The 25,951-nt window shown below is 48.3% G+C and carries 23 protein-coding genes and 1 tRNA gene; 7 read left to right on the forward strand and 17 right to left on the reverse strand.

What is annotated here, in order from left to right:
- Window positions 1-109 precede the first annotated feature (109 nt).
- Window positions 110-1,051 (forward strand): sensor domain-containing diguanylate cyclase, encoded by a 942-nt coding sequence (locus tag A7981_RS08985; protein WP_067267225.1) that lies wholly within the window; start codon window positions 110-112, stop codon window positions 1,049-1,051.
- A 7-nt stretch (window positions 1,052-1,058) separates the two neighbouring features.
- On the opposite strand, the gene A7981_RS08990 is transcribed toward A7981_RS08985, so the two are convergent.
- The 6 genes from A7981_RS08990 to A7981_RS09015 all read right to left on the reverse strand — a co-directional run bounded on the left by A7981_RS08990 (window position 1,059) and on the right by A7981_RS09015 (window position 6,079).
- Window positions 1,059-2,672, reverse strand: a complete 1,614-nt coding sequence (locus tag A7981_RS08990) for a sulfite reductase subunit alpha (protein WP_067267227.1) — start codon at window positions 2,670-2,672, stop codon at window positions 1,059-1,061.
- Entirely contained in the window at window positions 2,669-3,691 is a 1,023-nt protein-coding gene (locus A7981_RS08995) for an FAD:protein FMN transferase (protein ID WP_067267229.1), read from the reverse strand. The genes A7981_RS08990 and A7981_RS08995 overlap by 4 nt, the downstream gene beginning before the upstream one ends.
- Window positions 3,692-3,695: 4 nt before the next feature.
- Window positions 3,696-4,493 (reverse strand): DUF4198 domain-containing protein, encoded by a 798-nt coding sequence (locus A7981_RS09000; RefSeq protein WP_067267231.1) that lies wholly within the window; start codon window positions 4,491-4,493, stop codon window positions 3,696-3,698.
- A 30-nt stretch (window positions 4,494-4,523) separates the two neighbouring features.
- Entirely contained in the window at window positions 4,524-5,054 is a 531-nt protein-coding gene (locus A7981_RS09005; RefSeq protein WP_067267233.1) for a DUF2271 domain-containing protein, read from the reverse strand.
- 32 nt (window positions 5,055-5,086) lie between these two features.
- Complete coding sequence (locus A7981_RS09010) at window positions 5,087-5,731, reverse strand: PepSY-associated TM helix domain-containing protein (protein ID WP_174545157.1); 645 nt, start codon at window positions 5,729-5,731, stop codon at window positions 5,087-5,089.
- A gap of 263 nt (window positions 5,732-5,994) precedes the next feature.
- A tRNA-Leu gene (locus tag A7981_RS09015) sits at window positions 5,995-6,079 on the reverse strand.
- A 35-nt stretch (window positions 6,080-6,114) separates the two neighbouring features.
- On the opposite strand from A7981_RS09015, the gene queA reads away from it, so the two are divergent.
- Both queA and A7981_RS09025 read left to right on the forward strand, forming a co-directional pair.
- Window positions 6,115-7,143 (forward strand): tRNA preQ1(34) S-adenosylmethionine ribosyltransferase-isomerase QueA, encoded by a 1,029-nt coding sequence (queA, locus tag A7981_RS09020; protein ID WP_067267235.1) that lies wholly within the window; start codon window positions 6,115-6,117, stop codon window positions 7,141-7,143.
- A gap of 82 nt (window positions 7,144-7,225) precedes the next feature.
- Complete coding sequence (locus A7981_RS09025) at window positions 7,226-8,116, forward strand: hypothetical protein (protein ID WP_067267883.1); 891 nt, start codon at window positions 7,226-7,228, stop codon at window positions 8,114-8,116.
- 29 nt (window positions 8,117-8,145) lie between these two features.
- On the opposite strand, the gene A7981_RS09030 is transcribed toward A7981_RS09025, so the two are convergent.
- The 10 genes from A7981_RS09030 to A7981_RS09075 all read right to left on the reverse strand — a co-directional run bounded on the left by A7981_RS09030 (window position 8,146) and on the right by A7981_RS09075 (window position 15,882).
- Window positions 8,146-8,730, reverse strand: a complete 585-nt coding sequence (locus A7981_RS09030; protein ID WP_067267885.1) for a lytic transglycosylase domain-containing protein — start codon at window positions 8,728-8,730, stop codon at window positions 8,146-8,148.
- Between the two features lie 8 nt (window positions 8,731-8,738).
- The gene (locus A7981_RS09035; protein WP_067267237.1) at window positions 8,739-10,445 is read right to left on the reverse strand and encodes a proline--tRNA ligase; all 1,707 of its coding nucleotides are present in this window, start codon (window positions 10,443-10,445) and stop codon (window positions 8,739-8,741) included.
- 115 nt (window positions 10,446-10,560) lie between these two features.
- Window positions 10,561-11,067: a TPM domain-containing protein gene (locus A7981_RS09040; RefSeq protein ID WP_067267239.1), complete on the reverse strand. Its 507-nt coding sequence runs from the start codon at window positions 11,065-11,067 to the stop codon at window positions 10,561-10,563.
- A gap of 2 nt (window positions 11,068-11,069) precedes the next feature.
- Window positions 11,070-11,921, reverse strand: coding sequence for a YgcG family protein (locus A7981_RS09045; RefSeq protein WP_067267242.1), 852 nt, complete (start codon window positions 11,919-11,921; stop codon window positions 11,070-11,072).
- 11 nt (window positions 11,922-11,932) lie between these two features.
- Window positions 11,933-12,529 (reverse strand): LemA family protein, encoded by a 597-nt coding sequence (locus tag A7981_RS09050; protein ID WP_067267244.1) that lies wholly within the window; start codon window positions 12,527-12,529, stop codon window positions 11,933-11,935.
- A 32-nt stretch (window positions 12,530-12,561) separates the two neighbouring features.
- Window positions 12,562-13,437, reverse strand: coding sequence for a uracil-DNA glycosylase family protein (locus tag A7981_RS09055; RefSeq protein WP_067267246.1), 876 nt, complete (start codon window positions 13,435-13,437; stop codon window positions 12,562-12,564).
- Window positions 13,434-13,898, reverse strand: a complete 465-nt coding sequence (gene rimI / locus A7981_RS09060; protein WP_067267248.1) for a ribosomal protein S18-alanine N-acetyltransferase — start codon at window positions 13,896-13,898, stop codon at window positions 13,434-13,436. Before rimI ends, A7981_RS09055 begins: the two co-directional genes overlap by 4 nt.
- A gap of 8 nt (window positions 13,899-13,906) precedes the next feature.
- The gene (gene tsaB, locus A7981_RS09065) at window positions 13,907-14,578 is read right to left on the reverse strand and encodes a tRNA (adenosine(37)-N6)-threonylcarbamoyltransferase complex dimerization subunit type 1 TsaB (RefSeq protein ID WP_067267250.1); all 672 of its coding nucleotides are present in this window, start codon (window positions 14,576-14,578) and stop codon (window positions 13,907-13,909) included.
- 76 nt (window positions 14,579-14,654) lie between these two features.
- Complete coding sequence (locus A7981_RS09070) at window positions 14,655-15,548, reverse strand: NAD(P)-dependent oxidoreductase (protein WP_067267252.1); 894 nt, start codon at window positions 15,546-15,548, stop codon at window positions 14,655-14,657.
- Between the two features lie 64 nt (window positions 15,549-15,612).
- Complete coding sequence (locus tag A7981_RS09075; protein WP_067267254.1) at window positions 15,613-15,882, reverse strand: DUF2798 domain-containing protein; 270 nt, start codon at window positions 15,880-15,882, stop codon at window positions 15,613-15,615.
- A 133-nt stretch (window positions 15,883-16,015) separates the two neighbouring features.
- Here A7981_RS09075 and A7981_RS09080 point away from each other — a divergent pair, with 133 nt between their 5' ends.
- On the forward strand, window positions 16,016-16,957 hold the full coding sequence (locus A7981_RS09080; protein WP_067267258.1) for a LysR family transcriptional regulator: 942 nt from the start codon (window positions 16,016-16,018) through the stop codon (window positions 16,955-16,957).
- Here the strand turns inward: A7981_RS09080 and A7981_RS09085 are convergent.
- Entirely contained in the window at window positions 16,950-18,887 is a 1,938-nt protein-coding gene (locus A7981_RS09085; RefSeq protein ID WP_067267260.1) for an ATP-dependent DNA helicase, read from the reverse strand. The genes A7981_RS09080 and A7981_RS09085 overlap by 8 nt on opposite strands.
- Window positions 18,888-19,036: 149 nt before the next feature.
- On the opposite strand from A7981_RS09085, the gene A7981_RS09090 reads away from it, so the two are divergent.
- The 3 genes from A7981_RS09090 (at window position 19,037) to A7981_RS09100 (ending at window position 25,948) form a co-directional block, all read left to right on the forward strand.
- Complete coding sequence (locus A7981_RS09090) at window positions 19,037-22,330, forward strand: DUF2126 domain-containing protein (protein ID WP_067267262.1); 3,294 nt, start codon at window positions 19,037-19,039, stop codon at window positions 22,328-22,330.
- A gap of 166 nt (window positions 22,331-22,496) precedes the next feature.
- Complete coding sequence (locus A7981_RS09095; protein WP_067267264.1) at window positions 22,497-25,070, forward strand: circularly permuted type 2 ATP-grasp protein; 2,574 nt, start codon at window positions 22,497-22,499, stop codon at window positions 25,068-25,070.
- A gap of 2 nt (window positions 25,071-25,072) precedes the next feature.
- Entirely contained in the window at window positions 25,073-25,948 is an 876-nt protein-coding gene (locus A7981_RS09100) for a transglutaminase family protein (protein ID WP_067267266.1), read from the forward strand.
- The last annotated feature ends 3 nt before the right edge of the window (window positions 25,949-25,951 follow it).

Consider the following 25,951-nt stretch of genomic DNA (forward strand, 5'->3'; position numbering starts at 1 on the left):
TTACGATTTACCTGCTACCTTAAGATAACTAGTTGCTAAGATGATGAATACCGTCATCATCCAGCATTAAAGTTGCCATTAGGTTGCTAATAGTCGATTGGGCCAAACAATGACTGATCATATAAATACGATAGAAACCGAAAATGCCGTCTATAAAACCTTGCTGGAATCGACCAAAGCGATTCCATGGAAAATAGACTGGGCAAGCATGACATTCGCCTATATCGGTCCGCAGATAGAACAGCTATTGGGGTGGACGCCAGCTAGCTGGGTAAGTGCCGAAGACTGGGCAACGAGAATGCACCCGGAAGACAGGGAATGGGTGGTGAATTTCTGCGTATCTCAATCAAAAGCCGGTATTGACCACGAAGCAGATTACCGTGCACTGACAAAAGATGGCAGCTACGTCTGGATTCGCGACGTGGTCCATGTTGTCCGCAAAGACGATGGAGAAGTCGACTCGCTCATCGGGTTCATGTTCGATATCAGTGATCGAAAGAAGACCGAAGAGAGATTGCTCAGCCTTCAGAAAGAACTCGAAGACCTTTCATTCAAAGACGGCTTAACGGGTGTTTCCAATCGACGAATGTTCGACTCCATTCTTGAAGCAGAATGGGCCAATGCACGACGCAATAATCAACCACTCTCTTTACTCATGATCGATATTGATTATTTCAAACAATATAACGATCATTACGGGCATATTCAGGGGGATAGTTGCTTAAAAATGGTTGGCGAAGTACTTGGTGCAGCAGCAACGCGTGCACGCGATTCATTTGCCAGATTCGGCGGTGAAGAGTTTGTGATGGTATTACCAGAAACCGATGCGCGATCGGCGGAAAAAGTGGCGGAAAGATGCCGTAAACTTATTTTCAAGAAACAGATTCCGCACGAAAAATCGCAAGTCAGTCACGTGCTGACTGTCAGCATCGGGGTCGGTACCATCATTCCAACACACAAGGATGAATCGACGGCATTTATTGAAATGGTCGATAAACGACTCTATCAGGCAAAACAAAACGGCAGAAACTGCATCGTGAACGGCAGTTAGCGCTCACTCAGTAGACGTCACGGCGGTATCGACCCGATGCCGTCAAGGTAGACAAGGTAGCTTCACCGAGAATCTCAAGCAACTCATTATGCACTGCGGGCGCCATACCGCTTGCACTTCCACAAACGTAGATGGCAGCACCGATTTCAACCCATTTTACGATATCGGGTGCGACTGATTTCAGAACATCCTGCACATAAATACGCTCGGCCTGATCTCGTGAAAAAGCGGTTTCAAGCCTGGTTAATACACCCTGATCCCGCCAAGTAGACAACTCATCTTTAAAGTAAAAATCATGCTCGGCGTTACGCTCACCGAATATAAGCCAATTATCACCTCGCCCTGATGCCACACGCATCTTAAGATGCGCTCTTAAGCCTGCTATCCCAGTACCATTGCCGATCAAGATCAAGGGTATATCATTCAGCGGTGGATGAAATGCGGTGTTCTCACGTATGCGTAAAGCAATATCACTATCCATCGCTGCATATTCCGTCAGCCACCCGGAGCCAATACCCAATCGGCCATCGGCATAATGCGTCTGGCGAACGACCAACTCGAGACCACCATCTTGCGGAATAGAGGCAATCGAATACTCACGATGCGGCAGTATGTTTAATGTTGATAAAATCGCATCGGCATCTAAATCAGCCAAGCCCTTAAAACCGATTTCATCATGCGGCAATAATTTGTCTAGCAATCCCTCATAAAAAGTCATGCCTCCAGATTCAATCTGGACTGATCCATCCACGCCAAGATAATTAAGAAACATATTCACTGACTTCGATGAATTGCGTGGTCCAACTTCTGCAATATCGCCTGCTTGCCAGCGCGTACCGTGTTTCTGTGTAGAAAATCTTAAGTGGTAGACTGGTGCTCCCACACTTCCTTTATTCAATAGCGTGCGGTCGGTGAGTTTCCACTGCTGATAATCCGGGGTCTTCCAATCCGCCATTTCGGTATCTTTTGCCAAGACACTCAACTGGTATTGCCAATGCCTTAATGCCCCATCATTGTTGCGGTCAACCTCCACAATGTCGAACAAAGGGGTGGCGTGCGTATGTTGCAACCATGCGTCAAGCGTGTGACCAAATCCGCAGAAATAAGTATAGCTAGCATCCCCTAAAGCCAAAATAGCATAGTTAAGATGAGCAAGGTTTGTATCTTGATGCATGCCCTTACGTAAGAAGTCGCTGGCATTATCCGGTGCATCGCCTTCTCCAGTGGTGCTGACGACAAATAACGCACGGGTAAAACTATGTAGCATCTTGGCATCGATGACTGAAAGCAGATGTATCTCGACGGCCAATCCTGCGGCATTTAGTGAGTCTGCTGTTTTTTGGGCGAGCTGTTCGGCATTGCCAGTTTGACTCGCATACGCCACGAGAATGCTATTCTCATCGCGCATATTTGTGTCTGAATTAACCCTATTCTTATCCAGCAAGGTTTTTGCAGTTCTTTTCTTGTACCTCCAGATAACCCATCCACAGAAAATGAGATATAAGGCAATAACGATTATTGCATTTGCAGTATGCGAGATGCCAATACTGCCTGCACCGATACTACCCGCATAAGAAAAATTAGAGATTAAAAGCCCCGCCACTACAGCTAGATATTTCATTCCAACATCGCCATGAGCTTGGGAGAAAGATACTCTTCAAAACCTTCTGCTTTTTGTTCGATCAATAACACCGCGATATCTTTCTTTTTTGCGTAGGCCAACGCAGCTTTGACACCCATGACAGTAAAAGCCGTCGCCAGCGCGTCTGCAACCATGCACTCAGCGTGTATCACGGTAACAGACACTAATGCATTGGATGCACGGTCGATCGGGAAACCAGTTCGGGGGTCAATAGTATGGGCATAATGCTGACCGTGATGTTCGAAAAATCGCCGATAATCTCCCGATGTTGCAACCGCTAAGCCATGTAGGGCCACAATCGATTCCGTGACAGACGCATCAGGCGAAGTCTCAAGGGCAATCCACCAAGGCTGCCCATCGGGTTTGATGCCAGTACCATATAGCTCTCCACCCACCTCTACCAGATAGCTCTCTACCCCGGCCTTTTTAAGTGCGCGGGCGATGCTATCAACGCTATACCCTTTTGCAATCCCTGAAAAATCAACATAGACATTCCCGGGTTGTAGCGCACGCATAGTCTCGCTATCCAGCTGGAGTTTTTGCCAGCCACAATAAGCATGCGCAGCTTTTACTTCAGCCTCATCAGGCGGGGATGTCCGCTTACCCTCAGGCCCAAAGCCCCATAGATTCACCAGGGGGCCAATCGTGGGATCAAAAGCCCCCTCCGTTTCTGCAGCCACCTTTAACGCACAATCCAGCACGTTAAAAAACGGGGTGGGTAATACATGCCATGTACCGGCTTCTGCACGATTGAAAATACTGACATTCGAGCCCTCTTCCCAGGTACTCATTTGCGCTACGACAAGATCAAGCTCATGCTCAATCAGCATTTGCACAGCAGCATCTGAGCATTGATCACTATTACTGGACAATGTATGGGTGATATACCGGACAGTCCAAGTTGTACCCATGGATTGTCCGGTGAGCATACGCTGCTCCCCTATCGGTAATTGCTCAGGTAGTGTTTGCAGGTTTTGCGGTATTAATACGCGACGCATCAGCTTATTGCGGCAGCACTTCCAGCGTCAGCACATAGGCAAGCGCACGCTCTTTAGCCAACTTGCTTGATACATTATTATCGGTGAAATCGGCATCAAGCCAGTACAAACCAGCCTCTGGCAAGGTCACACTGATCTTGCCATCTTTATCCGTTTTATACTTTTGCTCTTCCTTATTATTTCTATACCGTGTTTGGCCACGAATCATCACGACTTCAATACCTTCAGTCGGCTGCCCATCGACAAGGAACTCAAACTCCACAGGTTCGCCAGCTACTAAATCATTAGGGTGAGTACTCATGACCAGCTCAAGACCTTTACCCGTTGTCTTTAAAGTCGTTGGCGCACCAACGGTAACAAAAGTCTCCAGACGATTCACCGTCTCAGTGACTTGCAGCTCTTTAGCGCCATCTGGCACCTCTTTTGCCAATGCTTCTGCTGTGCCCATGAAACGCTTAGCTTTATCTCCCTCTTTCCAGTTTGCCCGGAAACCAGATCGCAACATCTCGAGACGATATGTGCCTTTCTGTTCAAGCTTGGCATCAAAGACCGTGCGCAGTTCACCCTTCATAAGATTGACCGGCAGGACTTTACTGCCATCCGGCGCGATAATAGATAACGAATCAACCACCAGTGGGCGATGATTAAATTGGAATGGATCATTCGATACCGCAGCATCGAATGTCACAAACTGAGGTGAAGATAATACGGTACTGGAAGGTACGACCCAATAACCGTGTGCATGCGCCACCGATGCAGACATGCTGATGGCTAACGATAACAAAGTGAATATATGTTTCATATTAGGGTTCCTACAAAGAATTTAAAATAATCAGGGTTTGAGTTCCAAAATGACATCGCCCAACTCTTGCTGACCCACGCCTTTAGCACGATCAATCTTCTGCACCGGCCAAGTGAATGGGATGCGAATCATCTCTCGATTACCCTTTTCCCGTGCAGCCTCAACCACAAGGTTATATTCACCAGCTGGCAGAGTGCCTAGCGGCTCCTTGCCCTCAGTGAAGTTAAGTGTCTGCTCACCCACTGGACGGGTTGCGCCAGACACACCATCAAGCGGCATAAACTGGTCACGACCACTCTTACGCCACCACTGGCGTAAATCTTTCAGCCATTTAGTACCTTCATCACCATTCGTGGCTTTCTTTTGGCTATACCAGACAGCCAGATTCTTCTCGACACTCTGATCAGGCTTTTCGATCCAGATTGCGACATAAGGCCGATGATATTCAGCAGTATTGATCTGGGGAATATTCACTTTCAGATTGATTTCACCCGCAATAGCTTGGTTAGCGAATACACCAGCGACTAAAGTAGGGATGAGTGCAGGAACCCATTTATGCATTTACGATATCTCCTAAAAACTCAATTAGTAACTCAATGAATAAATAAAATAACTAATACCAGTGGCAAGACGACACCCAAGCCAACCAAAGGCCATGTGGCCGGTCGATTACCTGCATGCATGCTTAACATGAAGAGGCCGGTGATGCAGAACACAAGTGCTGTAATGGAGAAAATATCCAGAAACCAGCTCCACGCCGTGCCTGTATTACGCCCTTTATGCAGGTCATTAAAATACGAAACCCAACCACGGTCAGTGCGCTCATAGTTAACTTCACCGCTAGCACGGTCTATGACCAACCAGGCATCACCACCCGGCCGTGGCAATGATAAATAAACTTCAGCATCCGACCACTCCCCCGAAACTCCGGCCAGCTCAACACCAATCGCATCACTGACCCAGTCCGATATCGCCTTGGGAAGTACGGCATTATCTGTTGCAGGCTCAGCTTTAATTTGTTTTAAAAGTGCATCAGGTACCGTAGCAGATTTTTTGGAGATCACCGGCACTGATTCTATGTGTGCGGCATTATTGAGCGTAATACCTGTAGATGCGAACAGAAGCATACCGATCAGGCAGGCAGCAGAACTGATCCAATGCCAGCGATAAAGATGTTTGAGCCAGAATGCCCGATTTTTCTGATCTTTTTGAATTTGTATATCTGGCTTGGTCTGCATATCTGGAGTTTTAATATGGTTTTGATATTCAACGCACGATAAGCAAATGGCGATGACACACTTCAAAAATAAATGAGAACTAATCGCATTGTATCAGAAAGAAATGCCTAGTCGCCCGCCTGCAAATGTAAAACTGGCATACAGCCTGCGCTAGCCAAGTCCGGTATAATTAAGGTCTAACTGGAAATGTACTTAGAAATATATTTAGTAAAGACAAAATATATTAGTAAAGATATAAGAATTTATGTCTTTTAGAGTATGTGTGGTGCCGGGGGGGGGACTCGAACCCCCACACCTTGCGGCGGCGGATTTTGAGTCCGCTGCGTCTACCAATTCCGCCACCCCGGCTAGGGAAGCCGAGATTATAACAAACACTGGCACTTATGCGAACCTCTGATTTTGATTTTGTATTACCCGAAGCACTCATCGCCCAGTTTCCTACCAATGAACGTAGCGGGAGCCGTCTCTTAAAACTGGATAGCAAAACAGGGGAGTTAAGCGACCATATGTTTCGTGAACTCCCAGCCTTCCTGCAAGCAGGCGACCTACTCATCTTCAATGATACGCGCGTGATCAAAGCAAGGCTTACAGGACAAAAATCCACGGGTGGCGCCATCGAAGTATTGATCGAGCGTGTGATTGATGACCATCGCGCGCTTGCTCACATACGCGCCTCAAGGTCACCAAAACCCGGCAGCAAAGTCTTGCTCGCAGGCGATATCGAAGCAGAGGTTACCGAGCGACAAGATGATCTTTTCATGCTGCGGTTTCCAGACAATACCAAGATTCTGGATTTTCTTGAGCAATATGGGGCGCTGCCTTTGCCTCCTTATATCACCCATACAGCAGATAACGCCGATGAAGAGCGATACCAGACCGTATACGCAAAATCACTGGGTGCCGTTGCGGCACCCACGGCGGGGTTGCATTTCGATACGGCGATGCTGGAGCAATTAAAAAACAACGGCATCCGAATCGCTTTTGTCACCTTGCATGTGGGGGCAGGCACCTTTCAGCCTGTGCGCGTAGATGAGATCAGTGAGCACAAGATGCATAGCGAGCTGTATTCAATACCAGAAGAAACTGTTGCATTAATCAAAGCAACGCAAGCGAATGGCGGAAAAGTCACGGCGATTGGCACAACCGCTTTACGTGCGTTGGAAAGCGCTGCCCGCACCGGAGAACTCATAGCAGGCGTGGGTGAAACCGATATTTTCATTACGCCGGGATATCAATTCCAGGTAGTAGAAAGATTGCTGACCAATTTTCATCTACCTAAAAGTACATTGATGATGCTGGTTTCCGCTTTTGCGGGCATTGAAAATATACGCCATGCCTATGCGCATGCAATCGCGCAGCAATACCGTTTCTTCAGCTATGGTGATGCCATGTTGCTGGATCGTCTTGATTAATCAAGCGATCGGATACGAACTTACATGGCAAGCCAAGCATTGAGTGAACTACAATCTAAATATCATTAAAGAGATTATGAGCATGCGATTTAACAAGATATTAGCTATCACCGTACTGGCCTACAGCGCATTCATACTAAACCTACAGTTAGCACATGCCCAAGTATTGCCTGACGCTGTTCTCAGCATCAAGATACCTTTAATTAGCGCCCCGACTTCACGCCCGATGACGGTTGCCTACATTGAGCGATATCAACGCTACTATGTCGCCGATGGAGGGTTGGGCCCTGTACCCGGCTCAGATGAACAGACATCAAAATCTCAGATGCATGTTTATGATGTGAATGGCGCTCATATCCAAACAGCAAGCCCCGGGTTTAACAATCGTTCGCTCTACTACAATCCAAACTCAAGGCAGCTGGAAACGATCACCTACAATATCTCTAGTGCCGCAGGATTTGCTCCGAATACAGGCTTATTCAGTATAGACACTGATGAAAAAGGCAACTTGCTTCAGTCATCCAAAGATATCTCAGGGCCAAATCCGGCATTTGGCGGTGCTGCTACCATGCCGACTTATGATGCGGCGAACAACCTCTACTATGCGAAACAAGAACGTAGCAATGTAGTGCGGGTCGTTGATTTAAAATCTCGCGAAAAAGTAGCAGAGATCAAAGTCGATATTGAATCTGCTGGCGCAAAATATGATGATATCAGCGACCATTTCATCGCCTATACAGGCATTTTGGGTGAAGAGTTAGCACTACTGGATGTCGATCATCGCGCGATTCTAGTATTCGATATCAAAGGAAAATTCGTAGGGAAAAGTGCTTTGCCAGCAGACTTGAAGCTATTCTCGAAGAACCATTACAACGGCTTGGGATATGCCAATGGCATGATGTTCGTGTATTACGACAGACTAGGTGAGTTTGGTACTTACTATGGATTCAGATTCTCAGATCAGATCAAGTAATTATCAAAGTCTGATCAAATCAATCGTCATTATCGATAAGACCAGTTCTTCTTCCAAGCACCAACTACCATATTAGGGTACTCCGGCTGGCCAAGACTGCCGTTGTAACGGCCTAATGCACGATAAAGATCGCCACCCTCAATATCAAGATAGTGTCTTAATATCGTACAACCGTAGCGCAGATTCAATCTCAGATGAAACAGGTTGTGATCCGGGTTACCGATACTACTTACCCAAAATGGCATTACTTGCATGAACCCGCGGGCGCCGACAGAAGACACGGCGTATTTCTTGAAGCCACTTTCTACTTGAATCAAACCCAGAACCAGCTGAGGGTCTAAGCCTGCCCGTGTCGCCTCATAGTGAACTGTGCGTAAGAAGTCTTCCCGCATATCCTGATCTGGAATACGTTTTTTCAAACGTTCAGACATATCTTTTAGCCAAAGCTCGCCTTCTACTTGGCTTGCAAAAATCAATTTGGGAACAGCCGTATCGCTAATCGATTTTTGCATCATAGAGCGCACACTATTCGATAGCGGTTCTTCTTTTTGCGCGCCTGCCAGCACGTTGGCCGATGATAGCAACGCAATGCTGAAAAATAGCAGCTTTAGGATGCTTTTTATCACAATACGGCTTTGACCTTATCTGCAATATCAGCTAAAGAAACAGTTTGCGCCTGGGCATCAGTACGCGCCTGATATTCCACATTGCCATCAGCTAAACCACGATCACCAATGACAATACGATGCGGAATACCGATAAGCTCCATATCAGCGAACATAACGCCGGGGCGCTCGCCACGATCATCCAACAATACGTCAACACATAGAGATTGTAGCTTTGCATACAATTCAAGTGTGGCGGTTTTCACGGCTTCACTTTTATCGAAACCGATAGGTGCGATCACCACAGAGAATGGCGCCATACTGGCAGGAAATATAATGCCGCGCTCATCATTACCTTGCTCGATCGCAGCACCGACGATACGCGAGACACCAATACCATAACAACCCATTTCCATGATTTGTTTCTGACCGTTTTCATCCAGATAAGTCGCATTCATCGCTTGCGCATACTTAGTGCGCAGCTGGAAAATATGACCGACTTCAATGCCGCGACATAATTCCAACACGCCCTTGCCATCCGGGCTGGCATCGCCATCGATCACGTTACGAATATCAGCGACCAAGCTTGGCTCAGGTAAATCACGCCCGAAATTCACATCTTTTAGATGATATTTAGGCTTGTTAGCGCCGCATATAAAATCGCTCATTGCAGCTACAGTCCTGTCTGCAATCACAGTGACCTGCTCGCTTATGCCAACAGGGCCGATAAAGCCTGGTGGGCAATTGAGATTGGCACGAATCTCTTCTTCAGTAGCAAAACGAAAATCTGCCAGACCTTCCAATTTGGCGACTTTGATCTCATTAAGATGATGGTCGCCACGAATCAGACATAAATAGAACTTGTCATTCGAGACTAACGCGATTGCTTTGACTGTACGTTCGACACCAACACCCAACAATGCGGCAACATCCGCACACGCAGTTTGTTTGGGCGTATCGACTTCCTGCATTTCAGCGGTTGCGGCGGCACGAGGATATCTTGGGGCTAAGGCTTCAGCTAATTCGACGTTTGCCGCAAAATCAGAAGTTGGACAATACGCCAAAGCATCCTCTCCAGAATCTGCCAACACATGGAATTCATGTGAGCCATCGCCGCCGATCGCGCCGGTATCGGCTCTAACCGCACGGAATTTCAACCCTAAACGATTAAATACATTGCTGTAGGCCTGATACATCGTTTGATAGGTCTGCTCCAAAGATGCCTGATTTGTATGGAATGAATACGCATCTTTCATCATGAACTCACGCGCACGCATGACACCGAATCGTGGGCGAATCTCATCACGGAACTTGGTTTGCACTTGATAAAAATTGAGCGGCAATTGTTTATAGCTCTTGATCTCACGGCGTGCAATATCAGTGATGACTTCTTCATGCGTTGGGCCAAAACAAAAATCACGCTCATGACGATCTGTGATCTTTAACATCTGGGGACCAAAAACAGCCCAACGACCCGTTTCTTCCCACAACTCTTTTGGTTGCACGGCTGGCATCAATAGCTCCAATGCGCCCGCTTTGTTCATTTCATCGCGGACAATCGCCTCGACCTTGCGTAACACACGTAAGCCAAGCGGCATCCACGTATAAAGCCCTGAACCTAGTCGCTTAATAAAACCTGCGCGAAGCATTAACTTATGGCTAGGGATCTCGGCCTCTTGCGGGGCTTCTTTTTGGGTGGCGATGAAAAACTGGGATGCGCGCATGCGTGACTCTTTTGATGACTAAAATTCAAGGTTGCGATTTTATAGAGAAAAGCTGATGAAGTCAGCTTTAACAAGGAATTAGCTTAGATTTACGCTAAAAATGAGATCGCAGTAATTAAAGTACGATAGGTCTATCAGGAAGTTCATTTGGGTTCTCCCCGCTCGCGGGGAAACAGCGCTGAAGCTCTTGGCTGATCTGCGCTATACCTAACAGGATGCCAGCCTCAAATTTCCCCTGCTTAAATTGCAACTCCATTTGATGGCAGATTTCTTCCCAACGCTCGGCACCAAGATGCGCATGTATACCGCGATCAGCGACGATCTCAACATCGTGGTCAGCAAGCAATAGATAGATCAATACACCATTATTGGCGGCAGTATCCCAGACACCCAATTGTGAGAATAGCTCGATAGCACGGTGCCTTGGCAATTTCCCCTGCACCACATGCAAAGGGTGAAGATCACTCTCGACTGCAAACCTGATCTCCCCTGTGTGCAATCGCTCACTTTCGCGGATAGCCGCTTCTATTCGATCAAGCGCTGACTGAGGAAAGTAGCGCTTCACGAGCCAAGGGGCGCTGAAGAGGTGTTTAACTAATCGTTTGAAACCGTGATATTTCATAGTTACCAATCCCCCGAAGCGCCACCGCCACCGAAGCCACCGCCACCACCGGAAAATCCACCAGATCCGCCGCCGAAACCACCGCTTCCGCCGCCAAACCCGCCTGAGCCAAAACTATTGGGGAAGATACCGGAGATCGAGATCAGGAATGCGATGACTGCAAGCACGATTGCAAATAAGACGCTTCCGCCAAGCACAAACACCAGAAAACCGATAATACCGCCATTGATCGCACTACCGAAAAAGCTCCCGAACATCATGCGCAGCATCCCGGCGAAGATCAACCCGAATATCAATAGAAATGGTAGCGCATGCATCCAGTCACCGGAGGCTTTGGCCTTTGGCGGTGGTAACTGCTCACCTGATATCAGATGAATGATCTGATCCGCGGCGGCATCAAGACCTCCATAAAAATCACCTTGCTTAAAATGCGGCGCCATGACTTCAGCAACGATTCTTTTCGCAATCGCATCGGGGATAACACCTTCAAGACCATAACCGACTTCGATGCGCATTTTTCGGTCACTCTTGGCGACCAATACGAGAATACCGTCATCGATCTTTTCACGACCGATCTTCCACTCATCAACGACACGAATAGAATATTGTGCGATATCTTCAGGCTGCGTAGTAGAAACAATCAGAATGGCGATCTGACTACCTTTTTCCTGCTCAAAAGCAGCAAGTTTGGATTCCAAGGCATATTGCTGCTCTTGGCTTAGGGTAGCAGTCAGGTCGGTGACGCGTGCTTTTAACGCTGGCATAGCCACCTCGTCACGCCCATCTGCCGCTATGCTCGACAAAGAACACAGCAACAGAAAGGTCGCTAAAGTTGACCTAAGAAACTCACGCATGAGGAAGTAGATTACTTACTATCAAAGTTGACCGTAGGTGCCTTAGATATCTCTTTTTCGTTCTCTACAGTGAAAGTAGGTTTAGCTTCGTAGTTGAACATCTTCGCTGTCAGATTGTTCGGGAATGAACGTACTGCTACGTTGTATTCCTGCACAGATTTAATGTAGCGATTACGTGCGACCGTGACACGATTCTCAGTACCTTCAAGTTGCGCTTGCAGATCACGAAAGCCTGCATCGGCTTTTAATTGAGGATAGTTCTCGGAAACCACCAACAATCTAGATAGCGCAGAGGTCAACTGACCTTGAGCAGCTTGGAATTTAGCAAAGGCTTGTGGATCATTCACCAACTCTGGCGTAGCTTGAATACTGCTTACTTTTGCACGCGCTTCGGTCACTTCAGTGAGCACACGTTCTTCATGCGACGCATAGCCCTTAACCGTATTGACCAAGTTAGGTACTAAATCTGCACGGCGTTGATATTGGTTGAGCACTTCTGACCAATCAGCCTTGACCTGCTCATCCAGACTTTGGAAAGTGTTATAGCCGCAACCGGTGAGACTCAATACCAATAGTAGCGTGCTAAGCGAAGCTAAGATTTTACGCATGTATATCTCCTAAAAAATCGTTATATTCTTGATTAAGATTGGGGTATATCAGCAGATTGCAAGCGCTGCAAAGTGGTTACAGCAAAACATAAGTCTTCCCATGCTTTGGATTTATCAGCCAGATTACGCAAGAGATAGGCAGGGTGATAAGTAACGATTACAGGTACGCCATGAAAATCGTGCGTTTTTCCACGTAATGAGGCGATGGTACTTTCTGAATTAAGGATAGATTGCGCCGCGAATTTACCAAGTGCCAAAATCAATTTAGGTTGTATGAGCTCTACTTGCCGCTTAAGGAAAGGATCGCACTTTACGACCTCTTCACCTTGCGGATCACGATTCTGTGGTGGGCGACACTTCAGCACATTGGCGATGAATACATTCTCACCACGCTTTAGTTTGATGGCTGCCAGCATGTTATCCAACAACTTGCCTGCCTGACCGACAAAGGGCTCACCCTTGCGATCTTCCTCTGCACCGGGGGCTTCACCGATAATGAGCCACTCGGCATTTGGATCCCCGACCCCAAAGACTGTCTGCATCCTTGTATCGGCAAGCCCACAGGCATGGCATTCGGCCACGGCATGCTGGAGACTATCCCAATCCATCTTCATGATCGCCGCACGACGATCTGGGCTGAACTCTATGGTCTGGGGTAATAGCTCACCTTCTGTTTCAGTGGCTGCTGATTCAGAAGATAGATTGGAAATGACCTCTACGGGCACTGGTACAGCTTGAGGTGTCTCTTCCACTACAATCGGAGCTACGACTTCAACGGCCACGACAGGACTTTCAACAGCTTCAATAGCTGGTAGAGGTTCCACGACAGTTCGTTGCGCAGGCTGGCGTAATTGCCACGCAGGCAATAACTCCAATTCGCGCAACATATCTTCGCGCGCCAAGCTCATAGTGCCATACCCATCAAGATCGCATCCTCACGCCCATTCTTTGCGGGATAATAATTACGGCGAATCGCCATTTCATTGAATCCCATATTTTCATACAAACCAATAGCCGCTAGATTCGATACCCGCACTTCAAGAAACATGTTGAGCGCATTATATTGTCGAGCCACTTGCATCATATGCACGAGCAGCTCACGGCCTAAACCACGGCCCTGGTATTCGGCTGCGATACTGATATTGAGTAGATGCGCTTCATCTAGCACTAGCATCAACACACCGTAACCGATCATCACATTCCTTTGCTCGGCTATCCAGCAACTATACCCTGCATTAAGCGAGTCACTAAAATTACCACGCGACCAAGGATAAGGGAATATTGTCGGCTCGATCTGCATGATTGCATCAAGGTCGGCCATCTGCATGGGACGAAAACTGATGCTGCTAGTTTGAATCTCGGCATTCATATACAAGGCTAGCGCTCAGAAATCTTAAGGGCGACTTTATTACGTATATAGACTGGCGCCGCTTCTGCCGCAGGTACGCCTCGCCCAGCCGAAAATTCCGGCAACGCGAGTGCAGCAATGGCGATAGCATGCGGGAATATATCAGGTGATGTATTGCTGAGTTGTCCGGCATAAGCAGCATGCAATGCATCAGAAAAAGTAGCCCAACCACTACCAACACCTACCCAGTCATTACCTAAAATAGCAGGAACCGCATCTGGCTTATATAAACCGGGCGCTCCTTCCTCCTGCCAGCCTATGGACGTTTTTATATAGGCGGCGTGATACACCTCACCCATACGCGCATCTAGGCAGGCAATGACTTTCGGGCTTCCCGCACTTTCAGCAAGCGCCATCAATGTGCCAATCCCCACTACAGGCAAATTAGCACCAAACGCCAACCCTTGTGCAATACCGCATCCGATACGCAAGCCAGTGAATGACCCTGGCCCAGCACCAAAAGCGATGCCGTCTAGATCAGTTAGCGCAACTTTTGCTTCATCTAGCAACTCACGCAATAAAGGTAATACATGTTGCGAGTGGCTTTGCCCTGCAAGTAGCTCTCGCACGAAAACCTTACCCTGCAATGACAATGCGAGGGATAGGTACTCAGTGGAGGTATCAAGGGCGAGAATATTCATTTGAAGTCTATTTTGGTTGCCGCGCCATTATAGAATGACTCGGCGCGCATCCAAAACGGCTTATAGTGAAGATGCCTTATGCAAACCGCGAAAGTGGTAATCCGGCATCTCGACGTGAAGCCAATGAGAGTGCAGACCAATCTTTATCCGAACGTCCTTCTGCGATGCCACTCAGCATGCGCTGCTGCACGATACTCAAGAACGGCATAGGCGTTGCACTTTTGAGTGCGACGGCTTGCGCGAGATTCATATCCTTGAATGCAAGGGCCATCTTGAAGCCGGGTTCAAAATCCTGCTTGAGCACGATCTCGCCATAACGTTGATACATCGGGCAAGCAAAGATGGTGGATGTAAGCATACCGAGCACAGCTTCAGGTGCGATTCCATTTTTTTCAGCGAGCGTAGCGACTTCGCCAAGCGTCTCCATACAGGAGGCAATCATAAAATTACCACTCAGTTTAACAATATTCGCCGCACCGGGGTCATCTCCAAAAGCGAAGATCCCTTGACTCATCGCCTCTTGCACTGGGCGCACTTTTTCGATGGCTTGCGCATCACCAGAAGTACATATCCATAGCTTCTTTGCTGCTGCCATCTCGGGACGGCCAAATACTGGTGACGTCACATAGTGCGTGCCCTTTTCAACATGTAGTTGTGCAAGGCGACGAGAGATATCAGGTGACACAGTACTGGCTGATAGGTGAATAGCGTCTTTTTTCATTCCAGCCAAAACGCCCTCTTCACCTAATGTGATTTCTTCCAGAACTGCATCATTAGAAAGCATGGTGATGATGACATCGGCACCTGTTGCAGCAAGCTTTGGTGTTGCACTTGCAATCGCACCTTTGGCAACCAGTGGTGCGACTTTGTCTGCGCTGCGGTTATATATTTGCACAGAAAACCCCGCTGCCAGCAAGTTGGAAGCCATTCCCTCCCCCATTGCACCAAGCCCAACGAAACCGATCAACATACTGCATTCCTCAATTAATGCCCATCAAGCTTCAATTAGAACACTCAGTGGTTTGAATGTCACTTTATACGGCGCGTGATTGAACTGTTAATGCAACAAGACGCATTACCAGAGGACGAACAATTAATACACAAACGAATGCCACAGGCATCGCCAATTGATAAGCATGCATCACCCTTGCAGCATATCCGTTACTAATACCACTATTGGCAGCTACGATCACTAGACACATCAACATCGCCATGATGCCAGACATAAAAAAGGCAAAAACTACTGGTGTATAGCGTACAGGTACCTTGCGAATGATTTGGTGCTGAGATTGGTATGAAGTCATGTTGTTTTCCTATCTATTTTTTTAAATAATATGCGCACTTTATCCAAATAAATACCTCATGAATAGATAAGCAATCCTTGATTCAGTCGTAATATAATATTATTAATATGATTACTTATTAAATAGCATGTCTATGGATACTTTACGCAGTATCGAAAGCTTTGTGAAAGCAGTGGAAGGTGGCAGTATCGCGGCTGGAGCACGCCAGATTGGCATAACAGCAGCCGCAGCCAGCCAGAACATCAATCGTTTAGAAAAAACATTGGGTACAAGGTTACTAAATCGTTCCACACGCAGCCTATCGTTGACGGATAGTGGCGAACTTTATTATCGGCAGGTAAAAAGCATCATTCATGATTTGGAAGTCGCTAAATCTGCGGTGATGGAAATACAAGGTGAGCCACAGGGGAAACTTCGTATCGCCTCATCAGGTGCTTTTGGGCGGCATGTGTTAGCACCATTGATTCCTGCTTTTACTAAAGCCTACCCACGCATCTCGATCGAATTGATTATGGCCGACCACGGAATCGATCATATCAAAGAAGATATCGACATCAGCATACGCTTTAAACAACAGCTGGAGTTGGGGATGGTTGCTAGACGGATCATCACTGCACCGATGATATTGTGCGCATCACCCGCCTACCTTGCGCGTGCAGGAAGACCTAAGGAACCGGAAGACCTGCGGCATCATGATTGCCTGATATTCAGATTACCGCAGGATGGGAAACTACTGCGATGGGGATTCATCCGTCAGGGATTACGTTTTGAACCTGAGTTAAATGCATCCATCATCAGTAACGATATCGATGCCATTGCACATTTGGCGGTTGCGGGCGCAGGCATTGCACGCTTGGGGGCATTCTTAGCTGAGCCGCTTATTCAGCGCGGTGAACTAGAGGCATTGTTTCTACCAAAGAAAGACCATAAAGAATCTGTTACCGCCGATATTGAACCGCTGGATTTTTATGTCACTTTTCTTGATCAGCATGTGATGACACGTAAAGTGCGTACATTTGTCGATTATCTGGCCGATGCTGTTCCAGATAAATGGAAAAGTCCTACGCCTATATAGCCTCAGCCTGCTCAACAAAGAACGCTTCAACATCTGCCAATTCTCGGCTACGTCGGAACGGTGGCAAACTTTGCCAGATACGTTTTCCGTAATGCTTGGTGATTAACCTAGGGTCGCAGATCATTAACACTCCGCGATCAGTTTCGTCTCGGATCAATCGACCAGCACCCTGTTTGAGTGTTATCACGGCATAAGGCAGCTGGTATTCCATGAAAGCATTCTTGCCTTCGCTGTTCATCTTGTCGATACGCGCTGCCAATACAGGATCGTCTGGTGGTGCGAATGGCAATTTATCGATGATAACGGCAGAAAGTGCCTCACCGCGTACATCGACACCCTCCCAAAAACTTTGAGAACCCACTAGAACAGCATTACCAAGCTTACGAAATCGTTCAAGCAACTCGCTACGAGAGCTATCACCTTGAATTAGCAAAGGGTATTCCATGCCATTGCTTTCGAATGCTTCTTTTAGTAATGCATGAATCTCGCGCATCGCTCGCAATGAAGTGCAAAGCACGAAAGCTCGACCACCACTTGCCTGAATCACAGGCAAAGCTGCTGCTGCGACAGAGGCTGTATAGATGCTACTGCTTGGTTCCGGCATTTTTTGTGGCACATACAAAAGCGCCTGCTGACCATAATCAAAAGGACTATTCCAATAACCTGTCTGCGCATCGCCTAAGCCCATCTGGCCGAGGTAATGACTAAAATCACTCTTCACAGCAAGGGTTGCAGAAGTGAATATCCAAGAACGCGGCTGCGCATTCAGCTGTTTACCAAACCCTTCAGCCACTGACAGCGGCGTTGCATGTAACTGCACAGACTGCGTGAACACTTCAACCCAGCGCACCAGATTTGCATTATCAGCCTTTTGCCAACTATTGAGCTTTTGCTGCAAAGCCAAACCGCGCTGCCAGCAACTCTCAAGCGCTGGATCACGCTCTGCTTGCGATTCCAATACCTCGGTCAATGCGCTTAATTTCTCCTGCATCATGGCATAAGCAGATTCAAAATTATTCAGTGCCAATGCTTTCTGCACAGGCATGCGCGCACCTTCATAAGCAAATATCAGGCGAAAATCCCGCACGGATTTTTCCAGTGCAGCCGTAGCTTCAGGCAATGCGAGACAATCTTTCGCTGTTGTAATAAATTCAGCATGGGCATCGCGTGCCAACTCCATTAGCTGGCTAGTTGAAACATCATCGCCAAAGAAGATACCCGCGATCTCTGGCAACTGGTGGGCTTCATCGAAGATCACGGTGTTTGCCGATGGTAATAACTCGGTCACGCCTTCATCGCGCAACATGACATCAGCAAAGAAAAGGTGATGGTTCACTACCACAACATCGGCTGCCAGTGCTTTCTTGCGTGCTTCCATCACAAAGCAGTCTTTATAAAAACTACACTCTTGCCCCAGACAATTGTCACGTGTGGAAGTCACTGAGGGCCAGATAGTTGCCGTCTCGGGCACATCGGTCAGCTCGCTTTTATCACCTGTCGCGCTGTGCTCGGCGAATGCTTGTATCTTGTGTACGTAATTGGCATCTTCCCGCGAGATAAAACGCCCCTCTTTCATCGCCCGATCAAGATGGAAATGGCAGACGTAATTGGCACGTCCTTTTAGCATGGCAACAGTCACGGGGACTTTCAGTGCATCACGCACCGCCGGGAGATCACGGTTAAAAAGTTGGTCCTGCAATGTCTTGGTGCCCGTGGAAACAATAACCTTACCACCGGACAATAATGCAGGGATAAGATAGGCGAAAGTCTTGCCTGTGCCCGTGCCGGCTTCAGCGACCAGTTGCTGATCCGCCTTGATAGCACTCTCGATCGCCTTGGCCATCTCAAGTTGTTGAGTACGCATGCGATAGCCGGGGATATTCTCTGCCAAGGGCCCATCAGCAGAAAAGATAAAATCCAGTGATTCCAAAAACGCGTTTTCCTGAGAAGTATCTGCTATCGCAGACCATAACCCCACATGATAAAGCATCTGCAAGTTTAGGCGTAAATATGAACGATAGATTGGTATTGATTGTGCTAGAGTTGTAGCGATACCCAATAAACAGGCAAGGGCAAGATATGGCGATTCGCGTCGCGCTGCACCACAAAACGAGTTATAAGTTTGATCGCCCCGTTAATCTGTCACCTCATGAAGTCAGGCTAAAACCCGCAGCCCATGCGCGCACGCCTATATTGTCGTATTCGCTCAGCGTTAAACCTGAAAAACATTTCATCAATTGGCAGCAAGACCCTTACGGTAATTACATTGCCCGTTTTGTATTCCCCGAAAAAGTGCGTGAGCTGGAATTTACGGTCGATTTAGTGGCAGATATGACTGTCATTAATCCGTTCGATTTCTTTGTAGAGAAATATGCTGAGACTTTTCCCTTCAAATACACAGAACAGCTTGAATTTGAATTGAGCCAATACCTGACAGCAGAACCCGTGGGGGAATTAGTCGGTAATTGGATAACGCGCGCCAAAACTGAACTAGTGTCGCAGAATATGGGCACCGGTAACTTTCTGGTGGCGATCAATCAGCGCCTGCAAAACGATATCGGCTATACCCTGCGCATGGCGCCCGGTGTTCAATCCCCGGAGGAGACATTATCTTTAAGAACTGGATCCTGTCGCGATAGTGCATGGCTGCTTGTGCAGATATTGCGGAATTTGGGGTTGGCTGCGCGTTTTGTTTCGGGCTATTTGATCCAACTAACAGCGGATATCAAAGCACTTGATGGCCCTAGCGGTACAGAGGTCGATTTCACCGATCTACACGCGTGGACTGAAGTCTATGTGCCAGGCGCTGGCTGGATCGGTTTGGATCCGACCTCTGGTTTGATGACAGGTGAAGGCCACATCCCACTCGCATGTACGGCTATGCCATCATCGGCTGCGCCTGTGACCGGGTTTACTGATATTGCTGAGGTGACTTTCGAACACGAGATGAAAGTCACGCGCATTCATGAAGACCCGCGCGTCACAAAACCCTACAGCGAAGAAGATTGGCTGAAGATCGATAAGCTCGGCCAAAAGGTCGATGCCGAACTTAAGAAACAGGATGTACGACTTACCCAAGGTGGCGAGCCCACGTTTGTGTCGATAGATGACATGGAAGGGCCTGAGTGGAACACCACTGCGCACGGGGAAAAGAAACGGGAACTGGCTGGCAATCTCGCACTGCGTCTAAAAGAACATTTTGCCACTGGCGGTTTTCTGCATTATGGACAAGGCAAATGGTACCCGGGAGAACCGTTACCTCGCTGGGCGATCAATATGTTCTGGCGTGTAGATGGCAAACCTATCTGGCAAGATCCATCGCTGTTCTCTGATGAAAAGAACCCGGAGCAATACACCGCGAGTGATACCGAGAAATTCACGCTGCTATTGGCACAAAACTTGGGCTTGCCTTCCGCATACCTGATTCCGGCCTATGAAGATGTGCTGTTGCAAACAAAACTGGAACAAGCCTTCCCTGAAAATATCGATCCTTTAAAAGCTGATCTGAAAGATAGTGAAGAGCGCAGAAGATTAGCTCGTTTGCTTGAAACGGGCTTGGGCGAAGTCGTCGGCTATGTCATCCCGATCAAAGCGCAGGAAACAAAAAAAACCACCTCGACATGGCTGACAAGTAAGTGGCCACTTAAGCGGGAACACCTGTACCTGCTGAGTGGTGATTCACCCATGGGGTTACGCTTGCCGCTGGCGTCACTCCCTTGGAAGTTGCCAAAAGATATGGATCCGGAATTTCCCGTTGATCCATTCGACCAGCAAGACGAGTTACCCGCAACACTTTCATCTACCAAGACGACAAGCACTTTAAAACCGGGAAAACCACTACCGCGCGAAGTCATCCAGACCGCATTGTGCGTACAGGTACGTGAAGGTCGTTTGCATGTATTCATGCCACCTTTAACACGTATCGAAGATTATCTGGCACTTGTCACGGCGGTTGAGAATACGGCATCCACCTTAAACATGAAGCTTTGGCTCGAAGGATACACGCCGCCGCGCGATGCCAGAATAAAGTCATTAAGCGTAACGCCAGACCCCGGTGTGATCGAGGTGAATATCCACCCTTCTAGTAACTGGCGTGAACTGGTTAGCAACGTCACCACACTGTATGAAGAGGCGCGCCAAACGCGCCTTGGCACGGAGAAATTCATGCTGGATGGCCGCCACACTGGTACGGGCGGTGGCAACCACGCAACATTAGGTGGTGCGACCCCGGCTGATAGCCCGATGTTACGTCGTCCGGATATTCTTAAAAGCCTGATTACCTACTGGCAGAATCATCCGTCATTATCTTATCTCTTCTCTGGTACGTTTATCGGCCCCACCAGCCAATCACCTCGTGTAGATGAAGCACGTGATGATAATCTGTACGAGCTGTCTATTGCATTCCAGCAAATGGACAAAGTATTGCCTGATACGAAAGAAAGCGAACGCCCTTGGTTAGTAGACAGGCTATTGCGTAATCTGCTTGTCGACCTCACAGGCAATACCCACCGCGCTGAATTCTCCATCGATAAACTTTACTCACCTGACGGCCCAACAGGCAGATTGGGATTAGTCGAATTCCGCGCATTTGAGATGCCGCCACATGCACGCATGAGCTTACTGCAAATGTTGCTCCTGCGCGCGCTGGTTGCACGCTTCTGGCGTGAGCCGTATCAAGGCAAGCTGATCCATTGGGGTACAGAGCTACATGACCGCTGGATGCTGCCGCATTTCATCACGCAAGATATCGCCGATGTTGTCAAAGACCTGCGCACTGCTGGCTATAAATTCGAGAAACACTGGTTCGACCCTTTCATCGAATTCCGCTTCCCGCGTTACGGCACCGTGGCTTATGAAGGTGTTGAACTAGAGTTACGTCAAGCCATCGAACCATGGAACGTACTTGGTGAAGAGATGAGTGGTGGCGGTACAGCTCGCTATGTAGATTCCTCAGTCGAACGCATGCAGTTACGTGTTCGAGGGCTGACAGACACACGCCATATCGTCACATGCAACGGCCGCCCACTGCCATTACAACCTACAGGTATCGCAGGTGAATATGTAGCAGGCGTTCGCTTTCGCGCATGGGATCCTTGGTCAGCCTTGCACCCGACGATTAAGCCACATGTGCCATTGATATTCGATTTGGTCGATACATGGAGCGGACGCGCCATTGGTGGCTGCACCTATCATGTGTCACACCCTGGCGGACGTAATTACTCGACCTTCCCGGTGAATGCACTCGAAGCAGAAGCACGCAGGTTCACGCGATTTTGGGGCCATGGACACACACCGGGCAAGATGCAAATCGAAGAGGAAACACGTAATCCCCGTTTTCCTTTCACGCTAGACCTGAGGTGGCAAGGTGTTTAATATTGAAAGCCATACCTCCATTTTTTGTGTGACCTTTCTATACATGGCTTTCCTATAATCCTATGCTTCACTTAAGCCGTCTCATGATTCAGCACCATTTGCTTACCCCTAGCCGTTGGTTGATTGGTGCTGATTCGCGCAAGCCGTCACGCAGGTATTAGCCTCGATGCAGCAATCGATATTCAATGCCTATTCCTGGCATCAAGACCGTCATGATGAACTGCTGGATAATACCGGCACGCCGAGAGCACACTGGCAGGCACTCATGGATACGCTGGCAGAACTGCCGCCAGCGCAGATGCGGCAACGCGTTGAAGCAATACGCCGTCAAGTACGTGAAAATGGCGTCACCTATAATGTGTATGCAGACACAAAAGGGGTACAACGCCCTTGGGGGCTAGATATCCTGCCCTTCATCCTACCCCACGAAGAATGGGCGCAGATAGAGGCTGCCGTCATCCAAAGAGCGACATTACTCAATGCCATATTGAACGATGTTTATGGCGAACAAAACCTGATGCAGGAAGGATTATTACCACCCGCGCTTATTCACGGTCATTCCGGTTTTTTGCGTCCCTGCCATGGCATTAAGCATCCAGATAATTTTGCATTACATATGTATGCAGTCGATCTTGCACGCTCACCTGACGGACGTTGGTGGGTCGTAGGCGATCGCACGCAGGCGCCTTCAGGTGCAGGTTATGCACTTGAGAACCGCCTAATCATCTCCAGTGCATTCCCTGAATTATTCCGCGATTTGAACGTTCAACGCCTGAGCGGGTTCTTTGCCACGCTACGCGATAGCCTCGCGCACTGGGGCAGGCAATGTGCTGCAAAACAAAGTCTTGCAGACCCAAAGATTCCTCCATTGAGCGCGGGTGAACAACCACTCACTGTCCTGCTAACGCCCGGCCCATATAACGAGACCTATCATGAGCAATCCTATCTTGCTGGCTATCTAGGTTTCCCACTGGTGCAGGGCAATGACCTTACCGTACGCAATGGCGTGGTCTGGCTGAAAACGCTTTCAGGGCTTAAACCGGTGCATGTTGTCTTGCGCCGTCTAGATGATGATTACTGTGACCCCTTAGAGCTAATCCCCGAATCCGTATTGGGTATTCCGGGGCTGACTGAGGCGGCAAGGCGTGGCAATGTACTCGTCGCAAACAGCCTCGGCTCCAACCTGTTACAGACAGGCGCGCTTTTAGGGTTCTTGCCTAGCTTATGCAAACGTTTATTAGGGCAATCCTTATTGATGCCATCTGTCGCTACCTGGTGGTGTGGTGAACCGAAGGCATTGGAAACAGTCATCACAAACCTTGACCGTTTAGTCATCAAACCTGCATTCCCACAGATACATGAAAACCCGATCTTTGGTGAAGACCTCTCCACAGATGAGCGTGAGGCCCTGATACAAAAGCTGCGCGCCAATCCACAAAACTATGTCGCCCAAGAACAGGTCAAGATTTCACAAGCGCCAGTATGGGATTACGACGATTCGGAATCTTTAGATTCTCTCGCCATCGGCTTACGTTTGTACGCATGCGCCACACCACAAGGATATGTGGTCATGCCCGGCGGGTTAACACGCGTTGCCAGCGGTCAGGATGAGCGCATCATCAGCATGCAACGTGGCGGCACGAGTAAAGATACTTGGATTACCGCACCGCATGATGCCAATTACCCGAGCCTGCTGAGAAAGACTTCATCAAGCCGCGATCTTGTGCACAGCAATAGTCATCTATCTAGCCGAACCGTCGAGAATCTTTTCTGGTTCGGCCGTTACAGTGTGCGTAATCATCATTACACCAGATTACTGCGTACGGCGATTCGCTGTTTATTAGAGTTCTCAAGCGATCACCGCGCTGTTGAATGGCGCACGGTGCATAGTTTATGTACATGGTATGGATTGATGCCAGATGACGATGATGAATTGGATATTGGTCCTTCGTCTGAACTCAATGACGAAACAATTGAAAAGCTGCTGATCGCGGGGACATTCTCGACGGACTCTCCAAGTATCGCTAGCCATATACAAGATTTCTTCACTTTGGCGTTCAACCTGCGCGAACGCCTATCGATAGACAACTGGCGTAGCATCAACCAAATGGCGCAACGTTTTAACCGTAGCAGAAGCGCACCAACGTTAAGCGATGCATTGCTGGTACTAGACGAAACATCCACTTCACTCGTCACACTCGCCGGATTCACCCTGGATGGCATGACGCGAGATCAAGGCTGGCGCTTCCTCTCGATCGGCAGACGTATCGAACGCCTGCAATTTCTCTGTACGTTGCTACGTAATGCCTTACTGATGCCACCAGAAAGCAATCTGGACTGGCTACTTGAGATGACAGATAGCATCGTTACCTATCGCTCAAGATATGCAGCGCAAGCCGAGTGGTTACCGCTGCTTGATCTGTTATTGATGGATGACAACAATCCGAATGCGATGATATTCCAGCTCAAAGGGCTGATCAAATACCTGACCCAGATATCCGCAACCTATGGCGGTGGTGGAGAAAGCCAGTTCATCGGACGCTTGGCCGCTTTGCGCCTGATGGATCCAGATATCCATTTACGTCACGGCAGCCAGGAACTGATTGACTGGTTGGATGAAACCTATAGTGCCAGCATTGCGCTATCAGATAGCCTAAGCCATCGTTTCTTCAGCTATTCCGGACAATTACAAGAGATATCGCCAAAATCCATATCACAACAAGAGATATTTCATTTTTAGTTATGCGCTATCAGGTTTCACATATTACCCATTATCACTATGAGAGCAGCGTGACACTCTCACAACAGCTTCTGCACATGACACCGCGTAGCTTTTATACGCAGACATGCACTGCGCATCGCCTTGAGATCAACCCAGCACCTACCGAGTCACAAGTTAACCAAGATTATTTCGGTAATATCACCAACTACTTTGCGATTCGCACACCGCACAAAGAGCTATCAGTCCACTCTTTATCTGACATCGAGCTGATTGCCAAACCCACGTTAGCCGATATGCATAACAGTCGCCCATGGGAATCAGTCAGGGATGAATTACGCCTTGAATACAACAAGAATGCTGAGGCACAGGCTTTTTTATTCCCCTCCCCGAATATCAAGTGTAGTGAGGCCTTGGCAAACTACGCCATGCAAAGTTTTACACCCGGAAGATTATTGATTGAGGCCGCATTTGACTTAACACAGCGCATTTATCAGGAGTTCGAATTTGATCCAGATGCTACCGATGTCAGCACTCCGCTTTCAGAAGTGCTCCATAACAAACGCGGTGTGTGTCAGGATTTCTCGCATTTCATGATTGGTTGCCTCCGTAGCCTAGGGCTGGCTTGCAGATATGTGAGTGGTTACATACTGACCACACCACCGCAAGGGCAACCGAGATTGGTGGGCGCTGATGCCTCGCATGCGTGGGTCTCAGTGTATAGCCCGGTTTACGGCTGGGTAGACTTTGACCCCACCAACAACTGCTTAGTACAGCAGGAACATATCACCGTTGCCTGGGGCAGGGATTTTAGCGATATATCGCCCATGCATGGCATCGTACTGGGTGGCGGGCATCACAGCCTCGATGTGCGCGTTTCCGTAATGCCGATGCTATAAACA

Source organism: Methylovorus sp. MM2 (genome assembly GCF_001648895.1).
GTDB lineage: Bacteria > Pseudomonadota > Gammaproteobacteria > Burkholderiales > Methylophilaceae > MM1.